The organism is Chryseobacterium salviniae (assembly GCF_035819015.1).
GTDB lineage: Bacteria > Bacteroidota > Bacteroidia > Flavobacteriales > Weeksellaceae > Chryseobacterium > Chryseobacterium salviniae.
Genome location: NZ_JAYLAA010000012.1, coordinates 92,427 through 110,568, shown reverse-complemented (window position 1 = coordinate 110,568; position 18,142 = coordinate 92,427). Strand labels below are relative to the sequence as shown.

Here is an 18,142-nt window from a genome sequence, read left to right as displayed (position 1 = left end):
TTAGAGAATACGGACAAAAAATCAAAAGTTCAGCTGTTAAAATTTTTATAATTCTTTACGCAATATCATACATCTCACTTCTAACATCTTACTTCTTACCCCCTAAACTTTTACCATTTTCCATTTTCCTCTTTTAAATAAAATAAACGCAACAACTGTTATTAAAGCTTCGGCAACGGGAATTGAAATAAATACGCCTTTTGGCCCCAGCTCAAAATATTTTGAAAGAAAATACGCCAAAGGAATCTGAAACAGCCAGAAGCCACAAAGATTTACCCAGGTTGGCGTCCAGGTATCTCCGGCTCCGTTAAAGGCATTGATCATCACCATCCCGATTCCGTAAAAGATAAATCCTACAGCCATAATGTGCAGTGCATTGGTTGCTATATTTCTGATCTCAGCTTCATTGGTAAAAAATCCGGCTAAAAAATCACCCAGAAAAAAGAAAATAATACTTACCGTTACCATAAAAATTACATTGTATTTCACGGTTTTCATGACAGACTGTTCGGCCCTCAGCATTTCATTGGCTCCCATATTCTGCCCCACCAGTGTAGATGCAGCATTGCTTAATCCCCAAGCCGGAAGCATAAAGAACATCATTAAACGCAAAGCCGTCTGATAGCCTGCAGAAGCATTTTCACCGCCGGTTGTCGCCACCAGCTGAGCCAGGAATATCCAGCTGCAAGAAGCAATTACAAACTGAAAAATTCCCGGAGTCGCAATTTTTATAACCGATTTTATTATTGTAAAATCAGGCCTGAAATATTTCGAGTGAATTCTGATCTGCGTATCTGCAACTAAAAGATGATACAATTGGTAAATGACTCCGACGCTTCTTCCAATAGTTGTCGCAAGAGCGGCTCCTGTTAATCCCATCGCCGGAACCGGCCCGAAACCTTTGATTAAAACCGGACATAAAATAATATTCGCAATATTGGCAATCCAAAGAGACTTCATGGCAATCGCGGCATTTCCGGCTCCTCTGAAAATCCCGTTGATCAGGAACAACAACATGATAATAACACTGCTTCCCATCATAATTCTTGTAAAATCTTTACCGTAAGCTGCAGCTTCAGGCTTTGAACCCATGAGAATTAAAATTTCTTCAGCATAAATCACTCCGAACAGGCTTAAAATAAAAGTCACCATAAAAGAAACCAATAGAACCTGAGCAGCACTTCTGGAAGCCTGCTCCGGATTTTTCTCCCCAATTCTCCTTGCCACCATCGCTGTTGCAGCCATGCTCATCCCGATGGCTATAGAATACATTACAGAAAGTACAGATTCTGTGAGGCCTACTGTCTGTATCGCAAAGCCGCTTTCTTTCAGGTGTCCCACGAAGTATAGGTCTACCAAGGCAAATACAGATTCCATTGCCATTTCCAGCATCATAGGAATTGCCAGAAGAAGAACTGCGCTTCTTATGGTGGCTTTCGTATAGTCGACCTCTTCACCGCTCAACGCTTTTTTCAGAAAGTTAAAATATTTTGACATTGATGTTAATTTGTATTCGGCAAAAATAGAAATTCAAAAATGATTATAACTTGGCATATGAAAGGTTTTACTAAAATTATTATTACAGTACTTTTAATTAATTTCTTTTAAAAACCTCCAAAAATCATATCTTTGCACACGGAAAATTCAATGTTCTGCTGTTCATGTTTTAGTCTTGATCTTCAAAACTTTAAACGCTAAACACAGAGCCCTGAACTTTAAACCCCGAACTTTTAAACAAATAATTATGTTTCGATCGCACAACAACGGAGAATTGTCTCTTAAAAATCTTAATGAAGAAGTTACACTTTCAGGATGGGTACAAACCATTCGTGATAAAGGATTTATGATTTGGATAGATCTTCGGGATCGTTACGGAATTACCCAATTGGTTTTCGATCAGGAACGTTCTACTACGGAACTGATGGAAAATGCAAAAAAGCTCGGCCGTGAATTTGTAATTCAGGTTACGGGGAAAGTGATCGAAAGAGTAAGCAAAAACCCAAACATCCCTACAGGAGAAATTGAAATTCTGGTTGAAAAATTAACGGTTCTTAATGAATCCCAGCTTCCGCCTTTCACAATCGAAGATGAAACCGATGGCGGGGAAGAATTGAGAATGAAATACCGTTATTTGGATATCAGAAGAAATCCTGTAAAAGATAAATTGATTTTCCGCCACAAAATGGCGCAGAAGGTAAGAAACTACCTTTCAGACAACGGATTTATTGAGGTTGAAACGCCGGTTTTAATTAAATCTACTCCGGAAGGAGCAAGAGATTTTGTTGTGCCGAGCAGAATGAATCCGGGACAGTTTTACGCTTTGCCCCAGTCTCCTCAGACTTTCAAACAATTGTTGATGGTGGGCGGAATGGATAAATATTTCCAGATTGTAAAATGTTTCCGTGATGAGGATTTAAGAGCCGACAGACAGCCGGAATTCACACAGATCGATTGTGAAATGGCTTTCGTGGAACAGGAAGATGTAATGAATGTGTTTGAAGGAATGACCAAAACGTTGCTGAAAGATATTACCGGACAGCAATTCGGAGATTTTCCAAGAATGACATTTGCGGATGCCATGAAAAAATACGGAAACGACAAGCCGGATATCCGTTTCGGGATGGAATTCGTGGAGCTGAATGATTTAGTAAAAGGAAAAGAATTTAAAATATTTGATGAAGCGGAACTGGTTGTTGGAATCAATGTTGAAGGTTGTGCAGAGTATACCAGAAAGCAGATTGATGAGCTTGTTGATTGGGTGAAAAGACCTCAAATCGGAGCTTCGGGAATGGTTTGGGTGAAATTCCAGAATGACGGCGTGAAAACATCTTCTGTAAATAAATTCTACAATGAAGAGGATTTAGCAAAGATCATTGAAAAATTCGGAGCTAAAGAAGGGGATCTTATGTTGATTCTTTCCGGAAACGAAAATAAAGTAAGAACACAGCTTTCCGCTTTGAGAATGGAGTTGGGTAACCGTTTAGGATTAAGAAAAGGAAACGAATTTGCACCGCTTTGGGTCGTTGATTTCCCGTTACTGGAATTTGATGAAGAAAGCGGCCGCTATCATGCGATGCACCACCCTTTCACTTCTCCGAAACCTGAAGATATTCATCTGCTGGAAACAGATCCGGGAAAAGCAAGAGCGAATGCTTATGACATGGTGTTAAACGGAAATGAAATTGGCGGAGGTTCCATCAGGATTTTTGATAAAGATCTACAGTCTAAAATGTTTGATCTTTTAGGATTTTCAAAAGAAGAAGCTGAAGCGCAGTTCGGATTCCTGATGAATGCCTTTAAATATGGTGCCCCGCCTCATGGTGGACTGGCTTTCGGATTTGACCGCCTTGTAGCAATTCTTGACGGAAACGAGGTAATCCGGGATTATATCGCATTCCCTAAAAACAATTCCGGACGGGACGTGATGATTGATGCACCGGCTGCTATTGCTGATGAACAGCTTGATGAGCTGGAACTGAAATTAAATTTAAAATCATAAATAAAAAGCGAGGAAAATTTCCTCGCTTTTTTATTTCTTAGCTTCCGTTTCCCTGAAAAAGAAATCATCCAACTGATGAATCAGTTTATGTACCGACCGCATTAAAAGATCATCATATTTTGAGATCGCATGAGCATCGGCATGGGAAAAAAAATCAGGATACAGCTTCCGAACTTCTTTTTGTACAGCTTCATCTATGGTTTCCGCAAACATGGTTCGTCTGAAATTATTCGACGCAAGTTCCGGATGAGGTAAAAGATCAGCTCTTTCTACAGCATTTTCGGCGTATGGTTTTTCTAAACTTTGAGACCACTTGATATGGCTCAGAATTTTATCCGCCGGCATATTCTTTACATATTTTTCAACGAAAGAATGAACAGGAAATCCATCTTCATGGAGAACTTTAAGAACCTTTCCGTCTTTGGCACCATAATGCCGTATGCTTTCACTCACCTTCACTAAATAAGCAAAAGCCTGAGGTTCATGAACGCTCATAAATTTTTTAAGGTCCCACATATAAATAATTAAAGGCTTTGCTACTTCGTTGCCATCCGTGCCTTGCAGATAAACGTAAAAACGGATAAGATCAATGCCAAGATCCTGAAGATCACTTACCTCTTCTATTCTCGTAATCATCGTTTTTTGATTTTACACGTTGAATATTTAAAGAAACTGCATAGAACGGCTGTACGCTAAGCTGTATAGCAAAAATTTCATCATTAGAATCACTGAAATATCTTGGAGAATCTGGGTATCGACCTTTCAGCAGGGAAAGGCAGTCTTTTTTTTCTGCATTCATTTGTATTTTGTTTTTATTAGAACAAATATATACAAAATATTGACATAACGCTTTTTATTTCACAATAATCAATTAAATTTTAAGCAAATATTTCACTTTATTATATCATTTTAAAACTCTTAATTACATACCACATCGATGTACTATAATTTCGTGCGGCACAATCATTGTACGTTTTATTTAAAATAGAGTACAATGAAAGCAATCTGGAACGGCGCCATTGGCTTTGGCTTGGTAAATATCCCCGTAAAAATTTATTCAGCAACAGAAACCACCAAACTGGATCTTGATATGCTTGATAAATCTGATTTCTCGAATATCCGTTTTAAAAGGGTAAATGAAAACACGGGTAAAGAAGTGAAATGGGAAAACATTGTAAAAGGTTATCTCATGGATGATAAATACATCATTCTCGATGAAGAAGATTATGAGGCGGCAAGCCCTGAAAAATCTAAAATATTATCTATAGACCAATTTGTAAAAGAATCTGAAGTAGATTCTGTGTACTTTGAAAATCCTTATTACCTGGAACCTCAGAAAAATGGCGAAAATGCCTACCGTCTTCTTTTAAAAGCATTGGCTAAAACAGGAATGGTAGGTGTGGGTACTTTTGTTCTTCGTGAAAGTGAAGCGATCGGAATGATCCGTCCGTACAACGATGATGTTCTGGTTCTTAACCGCCTGAGATTTGCGCAGGAAATCAGAGATTACAGTGACCTAAAGATTCCCGCCAAAAAAGAACCGAAACCAGCAGAATTGAAAATGGCGGTCAGCCTTATAGAACAGCTTTCACAGGAGTTTGATCCTGAAATGTACAAAGACACCTATTCTGAAGCGTTAATGAAAATCATTAAGCAGAAAGCAAAAGGTAAAAATATTAAAGCGAAAAAGGCTGAACCGGCTAAAGAAGGAAAAGTCATTGACCTGATGGCTCAGCTTAAAGCGAGTTTACAAAGTCCGAAATCTAAAAACGCATCCTGATGGCTTTAAAAGATTACAACGCGAAGAGAAAGTTTAATGAAACTACAGAACCTGAAGGGAAAACAAAGAAAAGCAAAGATAAGTTGATTTTTGTCATCCAAAGGCATGCCGCTTCAAGACTTCATTATGATTTCAGGCTGGAAATGGACGGCGTTCTGAAAAGCTGGGCGGTACCAAAGGGCCCCTCTTTAGACCCAAAAGACAAAAGGCTTGCGATGATGGTTGAAGACCACCCTTATGATTACAAGGATTTTGAAGGAAATATCCCGGAAGGTAATTATGGTGCCGGACAGGTGGAAATCTGGGACAGCGGAACCTATGAACCGTTAGATAATGATTCAAAACTTTCCGATGAAAAAGAACTGCTGAAAGAGCTTCACGCAGGTTCTTTAAAATTCATCCTTCACGGAAAAAAACTGAAAGGTGAATTTGCATTGGTGAAAATGAAAAACACCGAAGAAAATTCGTGGCTTCTTATAAAGCATAAAGATGATTTTGCACAAAGCGGTTATGATGCAGAAGAAAATACCTCTAAGAATTCTGAGGTTACAAAATTTTTAGAGGAAAAAAAAAGCCCAAACGTCAGCAAAAAAAGACCGTAAAGAATGATTTAAAACCCCAATTTCAAAGATTTAATTCTTTGGTTGACGAGAAAAAGCTTGAAAATTTTATAAAACCCATGCTTGCCAAGCCGCATCCTGAAGCATTTGACGACGAAGACTGGGTTTTTGAAATAAAATGGGACGGATACCGCGCCATTGCCGATCTCAGCGATGAACCTCTTTTCTACTCCCGAAACGGGATTTCTTTCTTATCTAAATTTGAAAAAGCTGCAAAAGATTTCAGTGTACAGAAACACAAAATGATCCTTGATGGCGAAATTGTCGCATACGATGAAAACGGAAGGCCAAATTTCCAGTTGCTTCAGCAAATCGGAGACAATCCTGATCTGGCTCTTGTATATCAGGTTTTTGATATTTTATGGCTAAACGGGCATTCTACAGAAGAGCTTCCGCTTATTCAACGAAAAGAACTCCTGAAAGAAGCTTTGGTAGAAACTGATGTGATTAAATATTGCGATCATATTCAGGAGAAAGGAATTTCCTTTTTTAATCAGATGAAAAAAATGAAGCTGGAAGGAATGATCGCTAAAAAAGCCAACAGTGAGTACACAGAAAACCATAGGACTTCCGACTGGCTTAAAATAAAATTCACCAACACCGAAGAGGCCATTATCTGTGGATTTACGGAACCCCGCGGATCAAGAGTCGGGTTTGGAGCCCTGATCCTGGGAAAATATATTGACGGGAAACTGATCTATTCCGGACATACCGGCACTGGTTTCAACCGCGAATCCATTCTGGAACTTCACGAAAGATTAAAAAAGATTATCCTAAAAAATTCTCCTTTTGAAAGCAAGCCTAAAACCAATATGCCCGTAACATGGACAAAACCGGAACTGGTATGCGAAATCAAATATTCAGAAATTACAAAAGACGGTATTTTCCGGCACCCGGTTTTTGTTGCATTGCGTGAGGATAAAGAGCCAGAAGAAGTAAAAAACACAGCCGGAGAGAAAGATGAAGCCAACCAAAATACAAAAATTATGAAAGCTACAGCCCCTAAAAAAATACGTCCTTCAGAAAATGAAAAGGAAATTACATTAAACAGACATAAGGTAAAGCTTACCAATCAGGACAAAGTCTATTTTCCTAAAGATGAGGTAACGAAAGGAGATGTTATTGAATATTACCAGTCTGTCGCAGACTATATTTTACCCCATCTTAAAAACCGCCCGCTTTCCCTGAACCGATTCCCGAATGGTATTGAAGAACAGAATTTTTACCAGAAAGATGCCGGCGACAATATTCCCGACTGGATAAAAACCACGCAGGTTTATTCTGAATCGAATGATAAATACATCGATTATATTTATTGTAACGACAAAGCGACTCTTGCTTATCTGAATAATTTAGGTTGCATTGATATGAACCCCTGGAATTCTTCCCTTCCCGACCTGGATCATCCTGATTTTCTTGTTTTAGATCTGGATCCTTCCAAAAAGAATACTTTCGACGATGTTATCGAAACCGCCTTACAGGTAAATGAGGTTTTAAATGCCATTAAAATTAAAGGGTATTGCAAAACTTCGGGAAGTACCGGAATCCACGTATATATTCCGATGGGCGGAAAATATGATTTTGACCAGGTGAAAGATTTTGCACATATTCTCATGAAGCAGGTTCATGAAAAGCTTCCGGAAATCACAACATTGGAAAGAAGCCTTCAGAAAAGAGATAACAGTAAAATTTACCTTGATTATCTTCAAAACAGAACCGGGCAGACTTTAGCCAGTGCTTATAGCATCAGGCCTAAAGAAGGTGCTTCCGTTTCCATGCCGCTGGACTGGAGTGAGGTGAAAACAGGTATGAGGCCCACCGACTTCAATATTCATAATGCATTGGAAAGAATTAAAGAAAAAGGAGATTTGTTTAAACCTGTATTAGGAAAAGGAATTGATATGATGAAGGCGCTGGAATTGTTGCAGGATATGGAGTAATTTAAATTTAAAGAATCATTAATACCGTTTTTAAAAAGATTTAGTAAGAACCAAATTAAAAATTACGGCAGCTTCGCCACCAGACTTTCCGGTAGAACTTTTAAAATCAAATAAATGATTTTCCATTTGAAATCCGGAACAATGGTAAATGAGTTTCCTGCATTAACGATGAATTTCGCAACGTAATCGGGCTGCATGATTAGGTTTTTGTTTAATTCTAAGCCTTGGTTGATTTTCGTATCAATATAACCAATCACCAAAGCATTTACCGTGATATTTCTTTGTTTTAATTCCTGTCTTAAACCGGCAAGATAGGTTGTAAAGGCTGCTTTTGTACTGCCATATACAAAATTGCTTTTTCGCCCACGAACTCCGGAAAGCGAGGATAAACCGATAATTCTTTCTAAATTTTTATTGCTTTTATCCATCGCAATAATATTCAATATGGAAACTGCACCAATGTAATTTACCATCATCATTTGCTGAGTTCCTTTGAAGTTTGCCAAGGCTCTTTCGTTATCCACTAAAAATCCGGCGGCATATACCACAATATGAGGTTTTGCGGGAAGTTCATCGTAAAATTTTTTGTGAGAATCAAAATCTACAGAATCGAAATATAAAATTTTCACTTTGGAATTCAGATTGTTTTCTGAAATAAATCGTTCTAAAGAGTTTGTATTTCGGGAAGCTGCCATTACAGAAAATCCTTTTTCAATGTATTGTTTAACAGCCTGTTTGGCAACATCGGAATTGGCACCTAAAATGAGAACGGTTTTGTTTGTGTTTTTATTCATGGGGCAAAGATATTTTATTAAACACTAATTTCCAGATTTTTTTCATGAATCAACACAGTTTCTAAATGTTCTCTTGTCATTTCGGCGTTAGGAGAAATTTATAGTCTGGTTTTGAAATTTTATAAATTCGTCACTCCGCTTCGCTTCATTCAAAATGATGGCCTTTGTACATTATCTTGAAAACAGCTTCTATAAAAAAGTTTCGGCGGGGTGAGCTTTGCTCACCCCGCCGAAACGAAGCATCTGTAAACTAAAAGATTATTTCTTTTCAGTTTCGATTTCTTTTTTGTCGTCTGCTTTCTCAGCAGCTTTAGCCTTATCTCCGAAACGGGCTTCCGTAAATTCCCTGGAAACAGCTGCTTTTTCAAACTTTAGCTTTCCCGATAATGTTTCAATTACAAAACCATCATCCTGAATCTGGGCGATTCTCCCGTGAAGACCCGATGTAAGAACAACTCTTGTCCCCACTTTAAGTGTCTCCTGGAAGTTTTTCTCCTGCTTTTGTTTTCTCATTTGCGGTCTTATCATTAGGAAATAAAAACCTACAAACATCACTCCCATCATGATTAACATCATGGAAGAGTTTCCTCCCTGTGCAGGTGCCTGTAAAAATATTGAAAGTAAATTCATGATATTATGGTTGAATATTTGCGGTGAATGTTAATTTGATAGGTGCTTTTTCTACATTGGCAAAAACATCTGCATACTTGCTTACGTTTCCGTCAAAGTTGGTAGAATCGAAATGTAAGGTAATTTTTCCTTTTTTACCCGGCATAATTGGCTCTTTGGTAAAATCAGGAGCCGTACATCCGCATCCCGGTTTAACTTCTGAAATCACAAGAGGATTAGTTCCTGTGTTTGTAATTTCATATACATGTTCCACTTTATCTCCTTTTTTGATTTTCCCGAAATCGAAGTTGCTTTCAGAAAGTGCAATTGTAGTTGATGGCTGATTAGACACGGGAACAGCCTTTGTCTCGTCTGCAGCCGGAGTTACCGCAGCAGAATCTCCTGAGTGGGCCGGCATTGCATCAGTAGAGTCTGTTGCAACAGTTTCGGTGCCCGCAATTTCTTTGTTCTCTTTTTTACATGAAATGAACCCAAAGCCTATTACTGATAAAGCGATAATTGAAAACGTCTTTTTCATATTGAAATATTTATATTCTATTTAAATCTTTGCAGTATTTATCCAAAATCCCATTGATGAAAATATTGGAACGGTCTGTCGCAAATACTTTAGCAATCTCTATATATTCATTAATGATAACTCTTGAGGGGGTAAGGGGAAAATTATCCAGTTCCGTAAGCGCTGTTGACAAGATTACTTTATCCATGAGTGAAACTCTTTCCAAATCCCAGTTTTCCAGTCTTTCTTCCAGTTTCTTTTCGTTGTTTTCCCAATTATCCAGTGTAGTTCTTAAAAGTTTAATGGCAAAAGTCTTATCTTCATCATCTTTAATCATTCTGATTAACGTTCTGCTTTCTTCATCTTCTTTTAAGAAACCTATTGTTTTCTGAACCATTGAATTGGCAATGTGGATATCATCATACCATGAAAGTTCCTTATCTCCTAAGTAATCATGAAAATCATCATTTTCAGCAATATATCTCAAAAATAATTTACCGATAAACTTCTGATCCTCTTCAAATGAATAAGAATCTTCTTTCATGAAATCCTGGTATCTTTTTCCGGCTGTAATTCTTTGGAAAGTCTTTACGAGAAGGTCATCATGCATATCCCATTTGAGCTGTTTGTGCTGGCCTGTAAAGAATAGCCGCTCGGGGTTTTCCTCCAGCTTAATCAAAACCTTATTGTTGATGAATTTTTGGTTAGGATTAATATTAGCATCAGTTTTAATAAATTTGTTTTTGCCGATTTCGATCTGGTTTTCTGCCAGTTCTTTCAGTGCTACCAGAAAATTTAATTCATAGATATAGAGATAGTAGATTTTCTCTATTCCGGTAAACATGTTTTTCTCCAGCACATCAAATTTCACCGGATTCTGGTAATATGAATACACAGTCTGTACTATTTTTTCACGGATTTGTCGTCTTCCTAACATTCAAAGAGCTTTTTATGGGCGCAAAGATACGAAATTTAAAATTTATGAGATTCGTAGTATGATGACATTTTTCGTAAATTTGTAAAAGTTTATGAAAGCTTTAAAAACCCTGAACCCCTATTTCTGGAAACACAAAATATTATTATTTTGGGGGGTATTATTTATCATTGCCAGTAATTTCTTCAATATATATAAAGTTCAGTTCGTAGGGAAATCAGTGGATGAACTTACAAGAAATGGAAATTTAGGATTCAACAGACAGGTTCTGATCTATGTTGCCATTATCGTAGGCTGCTCCCTTCTTACCGGATTTTTCACTTTTATGATGCGACAGACGATTATTGTTGCTTCCAGAAGAATTGAATATGAGCTTAAGAATAAAATCTACAGACATTATCAGGATTTATCGTTAACGGATTATAAAAAAACCACTATTGGAGATCTTATGAACAGACTGAGCGAAGATGTTGTTGCGGTAAGAATGTATCTGGGACCCGGTGTTATGTACGTTGCTAATCTGGTAGTACTGGTCATTATAACGGCAATTTACATGCTGAAGACCGATGTTTCCATGACGTTGTGGACATTGCTTCCTCTGCCTCTCCTTTCGTACGCTATTTACACGGTAAGTTCGATTATCAATAAAAAATCGAAGATTATGCAGAAAAGTCAGTCTGCGATTTCTACTTTTGTTCAGGACAGTTTTTCGGGAATACGTGTTGTGAAATTTTTTGCCCGTGAAAAGTATATTGAAAAAAATTACGGCGTAAAAGTGACCGACTATCAGGACAAAGCGCTCGATCTTGCAAAAACAGAAGCGTATTTTTTCACCATCATTCTTTTTGTAATCGGTTTGCTGAATGTTGCCATTATCTGGATCGGGGGACAGAAATATATTGCCGGAGAACTCAGCATCGGTAAGATTGCAGATTTCTTTATGTATATCAACACGCTGATATTTCCTTTCTCTATGGTGGGCTGGGTAACTTCTGTAAACCAGCGGGCAGAAGCATCCATGCAGAGGATTAATGAATTTATGGATAAGAAATCTGAAATCGTTAACCGAAATTTTGAAAATTATCCCATCAAAGGAGATATTGAATTCCGAAATGTATCTTATGTTTATCCGAATACAGGAATTGCTGCATTGGAAAATCTAAGTTTCACCGTTAAAGCAGGAGAATCTCTGGCCATTATGGGTAAAACAGGAAGCGGAAAATCTACCATTGCGCTATTACTTTGCAGACTTATTGATCCTACAGAAGGTGAAATTTTAATCGACGGAAAAAACTTAAAGGAGCATAATTTAGATAATTACAGAAAATTCATTGGTTATATTCCCCAGGAGAGCTATCTTTTTTCTGATACGATTGAAAATAATATCGGCTTTGCAATAGATCAGCCAACCCATGAAAAAGTGGTTGAATATGCCAAGATTGCCGACGTTGATAAGAACATCGTCGAATTCAAAGACCAGTACAAAACCATGGTAGGTGAACGTGGTGTGATGCTTTCGGGAGGCCAGAAACAAAGAATCTGTATCGCCAGAGCGCTCATTAAAGACCCAAGCATCATTATTTTTGATGATTCCCTGTCTGCGCTGGATACAGAAACTGAGCAAAATATCCTTGAAAATATTGATAGGAAAATACATAATGCTACCTCTATAATCATCACGCACAGAGAGTCTAGCGCCCAACGTGCAGATAAAATCCTCAACCTGACTGAAATTAACAATTCCGTAACAGCATAGCGCTTTCATTCATAAATGTTAAATAAATCATAAAAAAAATTTTGTGATTAAAAGAAAACTTTTATATTTGTTCTTAACAAGATTAAAAAATATCTAACAATGAGTGAATACAAGGAACGCCATGAAAATGAAATTTTCACGAAGGTGTTAAAAGCAGGGAGAAGAACTTATTTCTTTGATGTGCGCGAGACGAAAGCAGGAGATTATTATCTTACGATTACCGAAAGCAAAAAGAACTTCGGAGAGAATGGAGAAGCTACATTCGAGAAACACAAAATTTATCTTTATAAAGAGGATTTTAAAAGTTTTCAGGAGATGTTTAATGAGTCCACAGATTTCATCATTAACGAAAAGGGTGAGGATGTAATATCAGAAAAGCATGACAAAGACTTCAAAAGCAGAACCTACACCATTGATTCTGACGACGAAGTTTAAAAAAGAATAATTCTAAAAACACAAGCATCTGAAAAAAGATGCTTTTTTTGTGACTGGAAATTACTGACCTGACTCAACTGTTCCTCTTCCAAAAGAGCATGCTTTGCATAATGCAATACTTAAGATTTTCCTTTATTTTTCTGCAATGCTCTAAGGCTTTATCGGGCGTTGCATCTTAAGACTGGAGCAAATCAGAAATTCTTAGCATCTTTGATGCTATAGTTTGGATGACTTAACTGGGTTCGGACAAAATGAAAAAAAGATAATTTTTTAACAATTTTATAAAGGAATACATTCATATTTATTTTTTATTTTCAAACAAATTTGATTTTGCTTTCTTCAAAAACAATATATTAATATCAACTAAAGAATAAAGAAGCTCTCGTTTTAAATATTAAAAAGAAGCGTTAAAACTACAAAACAATTTTTGATTATTAACGGCGTATATTTATTAACTTATATATCCTAACATTAAATTTAATGCCATGTTAATAAAAATCTATCCTGAATTGGGTATTTTCGCAAAAATTATTATATGTCTATGTCCTGTTAAAAAATGAAATACTTCAAGAAAATATACGTCGATTATAAAGATCAGGTTTACTTCTTCGTAAGAAATTATATTTCAAATACAGAAGATGTGGAAGATGTGGTTCAGGAAATTTTCATACATCTTTGGAAGCATTCTTCAGCTCTAAAAGATTCTCAAAATGTAGAGCCTGTTATCTTTAAAACAGCAAAACAGGAAGTTTCCAATTTTTACAGAAAAAATAAAATGCTTTTTACTTTTTCGGATGAAGACCTTATAAAAGATGAAGCCGATTCAGAAAATATTGATGAAGAATTTAAAGAAGAGCAAATAAAGAAAATTAAGAACCTTCTGGAAAGGCTTCCCGAAAAAAGCAGATTTTTTTTTAGTAAAAATAAAATAGAAAAAATCAGTTACTCACAAATCGCGAAGGAAAATAATATTTCTAAATCAACAGTAGAAAAGCAGGTAAAAAAGGCTATCCAATTCATAAAAGCAAACCTGAATTTATATTAACCAAATATTAATCATTGTAAACAAATTATTAAATCCGCTTTTTCAAGGTGGACATTTTTATTTATGCGCGTAATTATAATTGTATGAAAGATCACCAAAAACATTTTGAAAAAACCTGGAAAAGCATTTCTGAAAAAAAACAGAAAATAAGCGTTGAAACTGACCGGAAAATTTGGACAGCTATTGAAACCAGAATTAATCAGCACAAAAGCAGGCAGAAATATTATTGGGTTGCTGCATCTGTTATAGTTCCATTATTGGGGATCTTATTTTTATATAAAAATTTTTCAACCACTGCGTCTAAGGAAAATCATCTTATTGTGCTGCAGACAGAAGATTTTTCTAAAACCTTTAAACTATCAGACAATAGCGTAATAACTTTGAAACCTTACAGTAAATTGTCATTAAAAGAAAATTTTGGAAAAGAAAACAGGGATGTAGAATTTCAAGGAAAAGGTTTTTTTAGTATTGAAAAGGACAAATCAAAACCTTTTGTAGTACATGCAGGAGATTTTAAATTGGAAGTATTAGGAACAAAATTTTTAGTAGATCAAAAATCTAAAGAGAAAAAAGTAGAACTGCTTGAGGGAAAAGTTAAAATTGAATATCAGAGTAAGATCACTTTCTTAGAGCCAAAAGAAATATGGACCGTTGACGAAAAAAGCACTGAATATCATTTTCTTAGTAAGAATCACGTAATGAATTTCTCTTTTGAAAATCAAAAATATTCTGATGTTATCAAAAAACTGGAGAAAGCATATCACGTACAGATAGAGTATCCGCCCGCTTACAAAAATGAAATAGTAAACGGGTCATTTACAGGTAATCTCGGGGAGATTTTATCCATAGCCAGTTATCCGTTCAAATTAAAAGTAGTAATAGATAATAAAAATGAAAATAAAATTATCTTAAAATAAAAATGCATCAGTAATGGGGATTACTGATGCTGAAAATTAATCGAACTCGCTAAAGTTTAACAATTAATCGTTACAAAACTATGAAAAAAACAGCAATTAGTATTGTGTTGCTCGGTATTTTTTGTGTTCCACAAATATCGCAGGCAGCCTTGCCAACTGCATTCGTGCAATCGTTGCGCGGACCGGAAAAACCACTTACAGAGGTTTTAAAAAAACTTTCAAAAACTACGAAAACAAAATTTTTCTACTCAGTTTCAGACTTAGAAGGAATTTTTATAGATGAAAGCAATATTAACTACAATTCTTTAATAACATCGCTAAATTTCCTTAAGAACAATAAGCTTATTGATTACACCATTCAAAACAACACGGTGACCATCCGTAAAGGAGCCGCAAAAATTGTTGCTAAAAATGACCCGACGGTAAAAAACGATACTTTATCACCAAGAGAATCTCACCTTGATGAAGTAGTTTTAGTAGGGTATGGAAAACAAAGCAGAAAAGATATTTCAGGATCTATTTCCTCAATAAAAGAAAATGATTTAAAAGGTATCGCTTCCGGAAATTTTGGAGATATTATTGCTGGTAAAGCAACAGGAATTCAAGTGTCTACAAATAATGGCACGCCCGGTGCTTCTCCAATTCTGCGGGTTCGGGGTATTGGGACTTTAACAGCAGGTTCCAACCCATTAATTGTAGTAGACGGTTTTCCACTTTCCGAAGGGAGCAACTTAAATTCTATAGACCCCAATTCTATATCAAAAATAGATATTCTCAAAGATGCTGCCTCCTCTGCTATTTATGGTTCCAGAGGTGCTAACGGTGTTATCCTTATCGAAACAAAGCAAGGAAAAAAGGGAAAATTAGACATAACATTAGACACATATTATGGTATTCAGCAAAGAGCTGACAAAGCAAAATATGTAGATGCATATGATATGGCTATTTATATGAAAGAAGCAAGAGATAACAATTATCTTTCCAAAGGAACAAATAGGAGTGCCTCTGATGATACTGCCACAAGAAAAGCAAAAGGAGCAACTCTTAGAGAATTAATTCCTGATTATCTTACCCCTTATCTTAACAAACAGCCTGGGCTTACCAATACCAATTGGTTTGATGAAGTATTCAGAAAAGCAGCAATAAGTAATACTACATTTACCATATTAACAGGAAGTGAAAAAAGTAAACTTGCATTTACCGGAAGTTATTTTGATCAGGAGGGAATTGTTATAGGGACAGATTACAAGAAATACTCTTCCAACATCAATTTTGTAACTGAAATCAATAAAAATCTTTCGTTAGGCGCTTCTATAACGCCTTCCTATTCTATCGGTCATACTGCTGAGTCCAATGGAGATGCATCTTCATACAATTTTGTTCAGATGGCACAAGTAATGTATCCTTTCTTTGCTCCTTATGATTCTAATGGAAATCTTATTATTTCCGAACAAATAAAAGCAAATACATCTACTGATGGAGCTTTGGTAGAAAATCCCATTGCTGTAGCCAAAATGGTTAATAGAAAGTATGCTATGTTTAAAACATTTGGGAATGCTTTTGGAGAACTAAAATTCCTGAAAGACTTTAGATATAAATTGACTGTCGGAGGAGATTATACTAATTATGAATACAATTTTTTCGATCCTTCCACTGTAGGAGCTTATAGAACTGCAGCACCTGACGTAACAAAAGCCAGCCGTACAGAGTATATCCGTAAAAATTATCTAATTGAAAATTTACTGACTTATGACAAGAGAATAGGCAATCATTCTTTTAATGCGATTGCAGGGCAATCCTATCAACAGGAAAACAATAATCAGGTGGTAACTACTGCAAGCGGTTTTCCAGATAACAGTATCACCAATATTGCGGGAGGAACCTCTTTTAAAAATGACATTACGCAATACAAATGGACGCTGATTTCCTATTTCGCCAGAGTTTCATATAATTTCAGCAATAAATATAATCTAATGGCTTCTTACCGTAAAGATGGTTCTTCACGCTTCGGAGCCAATTCCAAATGGGGAAATTTCTATGCACTATCATTAGGGTGGACAGTAAGTAATGAAAACTTCTTTCCAAAAAATAATGTTTTAAACCCATTTAAATTAAGATATAGTATTGGAACTAACGGAAATAACCAAATTGATAATTTTGGATCCCTATCGCTGATGTCTCAGGTCAATTATGTTTTTGGGGGAGTGTTGGCTCCAGGATATAGAGCCTCGTCAGCACCTAATCCTAATATCTCCTGGGAAGAATCCAAATCAAACAATTTCGGGACAGATTTTTCTTTATTCAACCAGTTTTTGAATGTTTCTGCTGATTACTATATTCTCGATAGAGATGGGCTTCTCTTAGATGTACCCGTCCCTCAACAATCGGGATATAGTTCATCGCTTCAAAATATTGGAAGAATCAGAAATACAGGCTTTGAAATTCAGCTTTCCGTAAAACCAATAGGTATTGTAAAAGATTTTGTTTATAATGGAAGTATTAATTTTTCAACCAATAAAAACAAAGTATTATCCCTCGCAGAAGGGCAGAATGAGATTGTTACCGGAACCAATAATTTTTCTGTAACCCGTGTTGGAGGATCCATCGGAGAAATGTATGGGTATAATATTACCGGAGTATACAAATCCCAACAGGAAATTGATAATTCTCCGCATATTTCCGGAACTTTGGTTGGGGATTATATTTTTCAAGACTTGAATAATGATGGGGTAATTGATGGCAAAGACAAGAGAAGTTATGGAACCGGAGTTCCCAAATATATCATCGGATTCAATAATAATTTTAGATATGGAAATTTCGAACTCGATTTCTCTCTGTATAGCGAATTGGGAAGAAACGTATACAATGGAAACGAAGTGAGTTTGTCCGGATCTTTAGAAGGATTCTCTATTGCAAACCAGCATTTTTTTGATAACCGATATAATCCGGAAACTAATCCGAACGGTATCTATGCAATGCCCAATATGAACTTTTCAAACAATAGAAAAGAAGCACGTACCTCAAATATATTTTTCCAGAATGGCGATTATTTAAGGTTAAGATCTCTTAAACTTGCTTACAATCTGCCAGAAAGCCTTACTTCAGCCTTAAAAATCAAATCAGCTCAAATTTATTTTCTTGGTAACAATCTGCTGACTTTTACTTCTTATCGTGGGCAGAATCTGGATGCCAATACAGATAATGTTTTAACCCAAGGCTTCGATAGCGGTGGCTATCCAATATCAAAATCCTATTCTTTCGGAATGAACTTTAAATTTTAATTCAACCTTAATAAT

16 protein-coding genes are annotated in these 18,142 nt (G+C 36.2%); 9 read left to right on the top strand and 7 right to left on the bottom strand.

Annotation, left to right across the window (positions count from 1 at the left end; translation table 11 throughout):
• Window positions 1–102: 102 nt before the first annotated feature.
• Window positions 103–1,497 carry an MATE family efflux transporter gene (locus SOP96_RS02505; protein WP_326319650.1) on the bottom strand — a complete coding sequence of 465 codons (1,395 nt, stop codon included), beginning with the start codon at window positions 1,495–1,497 and terminating at the stop codon, window positions 103–105.
• 247 nt (window positions 1,498–1,744) lie between these two features.
• Between SOP96_RS02505 and aspS the strand changes: the two genes are divergently transcribed.
• Window positions 1,745–3,499 carry an aspartate--tRNA ligase gene (gene aspS / locus SOP96_RS02500; RefSeq protein WP_326319649.1) on the top strand — a complete coding sequence of 585 codons (1,755 nt, stop codon included), beginning with the start codon at window positions 1,745–1,747 and terminating at the stop codon, window positions 3,497–3,499.
• Between the two features lie 30 nt (window positions 3,500–3,529).
• Here aspS and SOP96_RS02495 read toward each other — a convergent pair whose 3' ends face one another.
• On the bottom strand, window positions 3,530–4,135 hold the full coding sequence (locus tag SOP96_RS02495) for a hypothetical protein (RefSeq protein ID WP_326319648.1): 606 nt from the start codon (window positions 4,133–4,135) through the stop codon (window positions 3,530–3,532).
• Window positions 4,107–4,298, bottom strand: a complete 192-nt coding sequence (locus tag SOP96_RS02490) for a hypothetical protein (protein WP_326319647.1) — start codon at window positions 4,296–4,298, stop codon at window positions 4,107–4,109. Before SOP96_RS02490 ends, SOP96_RS02495 begins: the two co-directional genes overlap by 29 nt.
• A 195-nt stretch (window positions 4,299–4,493) precedes the next feature.
• Between SOP96_RS02490 and ku the strand changes: the two genes are divergently transcribed.
• Genes ku through ligD form a run of 3 tightly spaced genes read left to right on the top strand, consistent with a single transcriptional unit; the run spans window position 4,494 to window position 7,839 of the window.
• On the top strand, window positions 4,494–5,279 hold the full coding sequence (ku, locus tag SOP96_RS02485) for a non-homologous end joining protein Ku (protein ID WP_326319646.1): 786 nt from the start codon (window positions 4,494–4,496) through the stop codon (window positions 5,277–5,279).
• Window positions 5,279–5,881, top strand: coding sequence for a DNA polymerase ligase N-terminal domain-containing protein (locus tag SOP96_RS02480; protein ID WP_326319645.1), 603 nt, complete (start codon window positions 5,279–5,281; stop codon window positions 5,879–5,881). The genes ku and SOP96_RS02480 overlap by 1 nt, the downstream gene beginning before the upstream one ends.
• Before the next feature lie 38 nt (window positions 5,882–5,919).
• Window positions 5,920–7,839: a DNA ligase D gene (ligD, locus tag SOP96_RS02475; protein WP_326319644.1), complete on the top strand. Its 1,920-nt coding sequence runs from the start codon at window positions 5,920–5,922 to the stop codon at window positions 7,837–7,839.
• 62 nt (window positions 7,840–7,901) lie between these two features.
• Here ligD and SOP96_RS02470 read toward each other — a convergent pair whose 3' ends face one another.
• The 4 genes from SOP96_RS02470 to SOP96_RS02455 form a co-directional block, all read right to left on the bottom strand.
• Window positions 7,902–8,633, bottom strand: a complete 732-nt coding sequence (locus SOP96_RS02470; protein WP_326319643.1) for an SDR family NAD(P)-dependent oxidoreductase — start codon at window positions 8,631–8,633, stop codon at window positions 7,902–7,904.
• A 258-nt stretch (window positions 8,634–8,891) separates the two neighbouring features.
• Window positions 8,892–9,263, bottom strand: a complete 372-nt coding sequence (yajC, locus tag SOP96_RS02465) for a preprotein translocase subunit YajC (RefSeq protein ID WP_326319642.1) — start codon at window positions 9,261–9,263, stop codon at window positions 8,892–8,894.
• Between the two features lie 4 nt (window positions 9,264–9,267).
• Window positions 9,268–9,780 (bottom strand): DUF1573 domain-containing protein, encoded by a 513-nt coding sequence (locus tag SOP96_RS02460; protein WP_326319641.1) that lies wholly within the window; start codon window positions 9,778–9,780, stop codon window positions 9,268–9,270.
• Between the two features lie 10 nt (window positions 9,781–9,790).
• Window positions 9,791–10,696: a transcription antitermination protein NusB gene (locus SOP96_RS02455; RefSeq protein WP_326319640.1), complete on the bottom strand. Its 906-nt coding sequence runs from the start codon at window positions 10,694–10,696 to the stop codon at window positions 9,791–9,793.
• Window positions 10,697–10,787: 91 nt separating this feature from the next.
• On the opposite strand from SOP96_RS02455, the gene SOP96_RS02450 reads away from it, so the two are divergent.
• The 5 genes from SOP96_RS02450 (at window position 10,788) to SOP96_RS02430 (ending at window position 18,127) form a co-directional block, all read left to right on the top strand.
• Window positions 10,788–12,449, top strand: coding sequence for an ABC transporter ATP-binding protein (locus SOP96_RS02450; RefSeq protein ID WP_326319639.1), 1,662 nt, complete (start codon window positions 10,788–10,790; stop codon window positions 12,447–12,449).
• A 99-nt stretch (window positions 12,450–12,548) separates the two neighbouring features.
• A complete protein-coding gene (locus SOP96_RS02445; protein WP_029295477.1) occupies window positions 12,549–12,884 on the top strand; it encodes a DUF3276 family protein in 336 nt (111 codons plus the stop codon).
• Between the two features lie 556 nt (window positions 12,885–13,440).
• The gene (locus tag SOP96_RS02440; protein WP_326319638.1) at window positions 13,441–13,929 is read left to right on the top strand and encodes an RNA polymerase sigma factor; all 489 of its coding nucleotides are present in this window, start codon (window positions 13,441–13,443) and stop codon (window positions 13,927–13,929) included.
• Window positions 13,930–14,012: 83 nt separating this feature from the next.
• Window positions 14,013–14,846: a FecR family protein gene (locus tag SOP96_RS02435; protein ID WP_326319637.1), complete on the top strand. Its 834-nt coding sequence runs from the start codon at window positions 14,013–14,015 to the stop codon at window positions 14,844–14,846.
• 80 nt (window positions 14,847–14,926) lie between these two features.
• Window positions 14,927–18,127, top strand: a complete 3,201-nt coding sequence (locus tag SOP96_RS02430) for a SusC/RagA family TonB-linked outer membrane protein (RefSeq protein WP_326319636.1) — start codon at window positions 14,927–14,929, stop codon at window positions 18,125–18,127.
• Window positions 18,128–18,142 lie beyond the last annotated feature (15 nt).

Bases quoted from the DNA above. Each gene is read 5' to 3' on its own strand.
- SOP96_RS02470 (WP_326319643.1), bottom strand. From the start codon at position 8,633: ATGAATAAAAACACAAACAAAACCGTTCTCATTTTAGGTGCCAATTCC.
- ku (WP_326319646.1), top strand. From the start codon at position 4,494: ATGAAAGCAATCTGGAACGGCGCCATTGGCTTTGGCTTGGTAAATATC.
- SOP96_RS02480 (WP_326319645.1), top strand. From the start codon at position 5,279: ATGGCTTTAAAAGATTACAACGCGAAGAGAAAGTTTAATGAAACTACA.
- yajC (WP_326319642.1), bottom strand. From the start codon at position 9,263: ATGAATTTACTTTCAATATTTTTACAGGCACCTGCACAGGGAGGAAAC.
- SOP96_RS02445 (WP_029295477.1), top strand. From the start codon at position 12,549: ATGAGTGAATACAAGGAACGCCATGAAAATGAAATTTTCACGAAGGTG.
- SOP96_RS02490 (WP_326319647.1), bottom strand. From the start codon at position 4,298: ATGAATGCAGAAAAAAAAGACTGCCTTTCCCTGCTGAAAGGTCGATAC.
- SOP96_RS02455 (WP_326319640.1), bottom strand. From the start codon at position 10,696: ATGTTAGGAAGACGACAAATCCGTGAAAAAATAGTACAGACTGTGTAT.
- aspS (WP_326319649.1), top strand. From the start codon at position 1,745: ATGTTTCGATCGCACAACAACGGAGAATTGTCTCTTAAAAATCTTAAT.
- SOP96_RS02495 (WP_326319648.1), bottom strand. From the start codon at position 4,135: ATGATTACGAGAATAGAAGAGGTAAGTGATCTTCAGGATCTTGGCATT.
- SOP96_RS02505 (WP_326319650.1), bottom strand. From the start codon at position 1,497: ATGTCAAAATATTTTAACTTTCTGAAAAAAGCGTTGAGCGGTGAAGAG.
- SOP96_RS02450 (WP_326319639.1), top strand. From the start codon at position 10,788: ATGAAAGCTTTAAAAACCCTGAACCCCTATTTCTGGAAACACAAAATA.
- SOP96_RS02460 (WP_326319641.1), bottom strand. From the start codon at position 9,780: ATGAAAAAGACGTTTTCAATTATCGCTTTATCAGTAATAGGCTTTGGG.
- SOP96_RS02430 (WP_326319636.1), top strand. From the start codon at position 14,927: ATGAAAAAAACAGCAATTAGTATTGTGTTGCTCGGTATTTTTTGTGTT.
- SOP96_RS02435 (WP_326319637.1), top strand. From the start codon at position 14,013: ATGAAAGATCACCAAAAACATTTTGAAAAAACCTGGAAAAGCATTTCT.
- SOP96_RS02440 (WP_326319638.1), top strand. From the start codon at position 13,441: ATGAAATACTTCAAGAAAATATACGTCGATTATAAAGATCAGGTTTAC.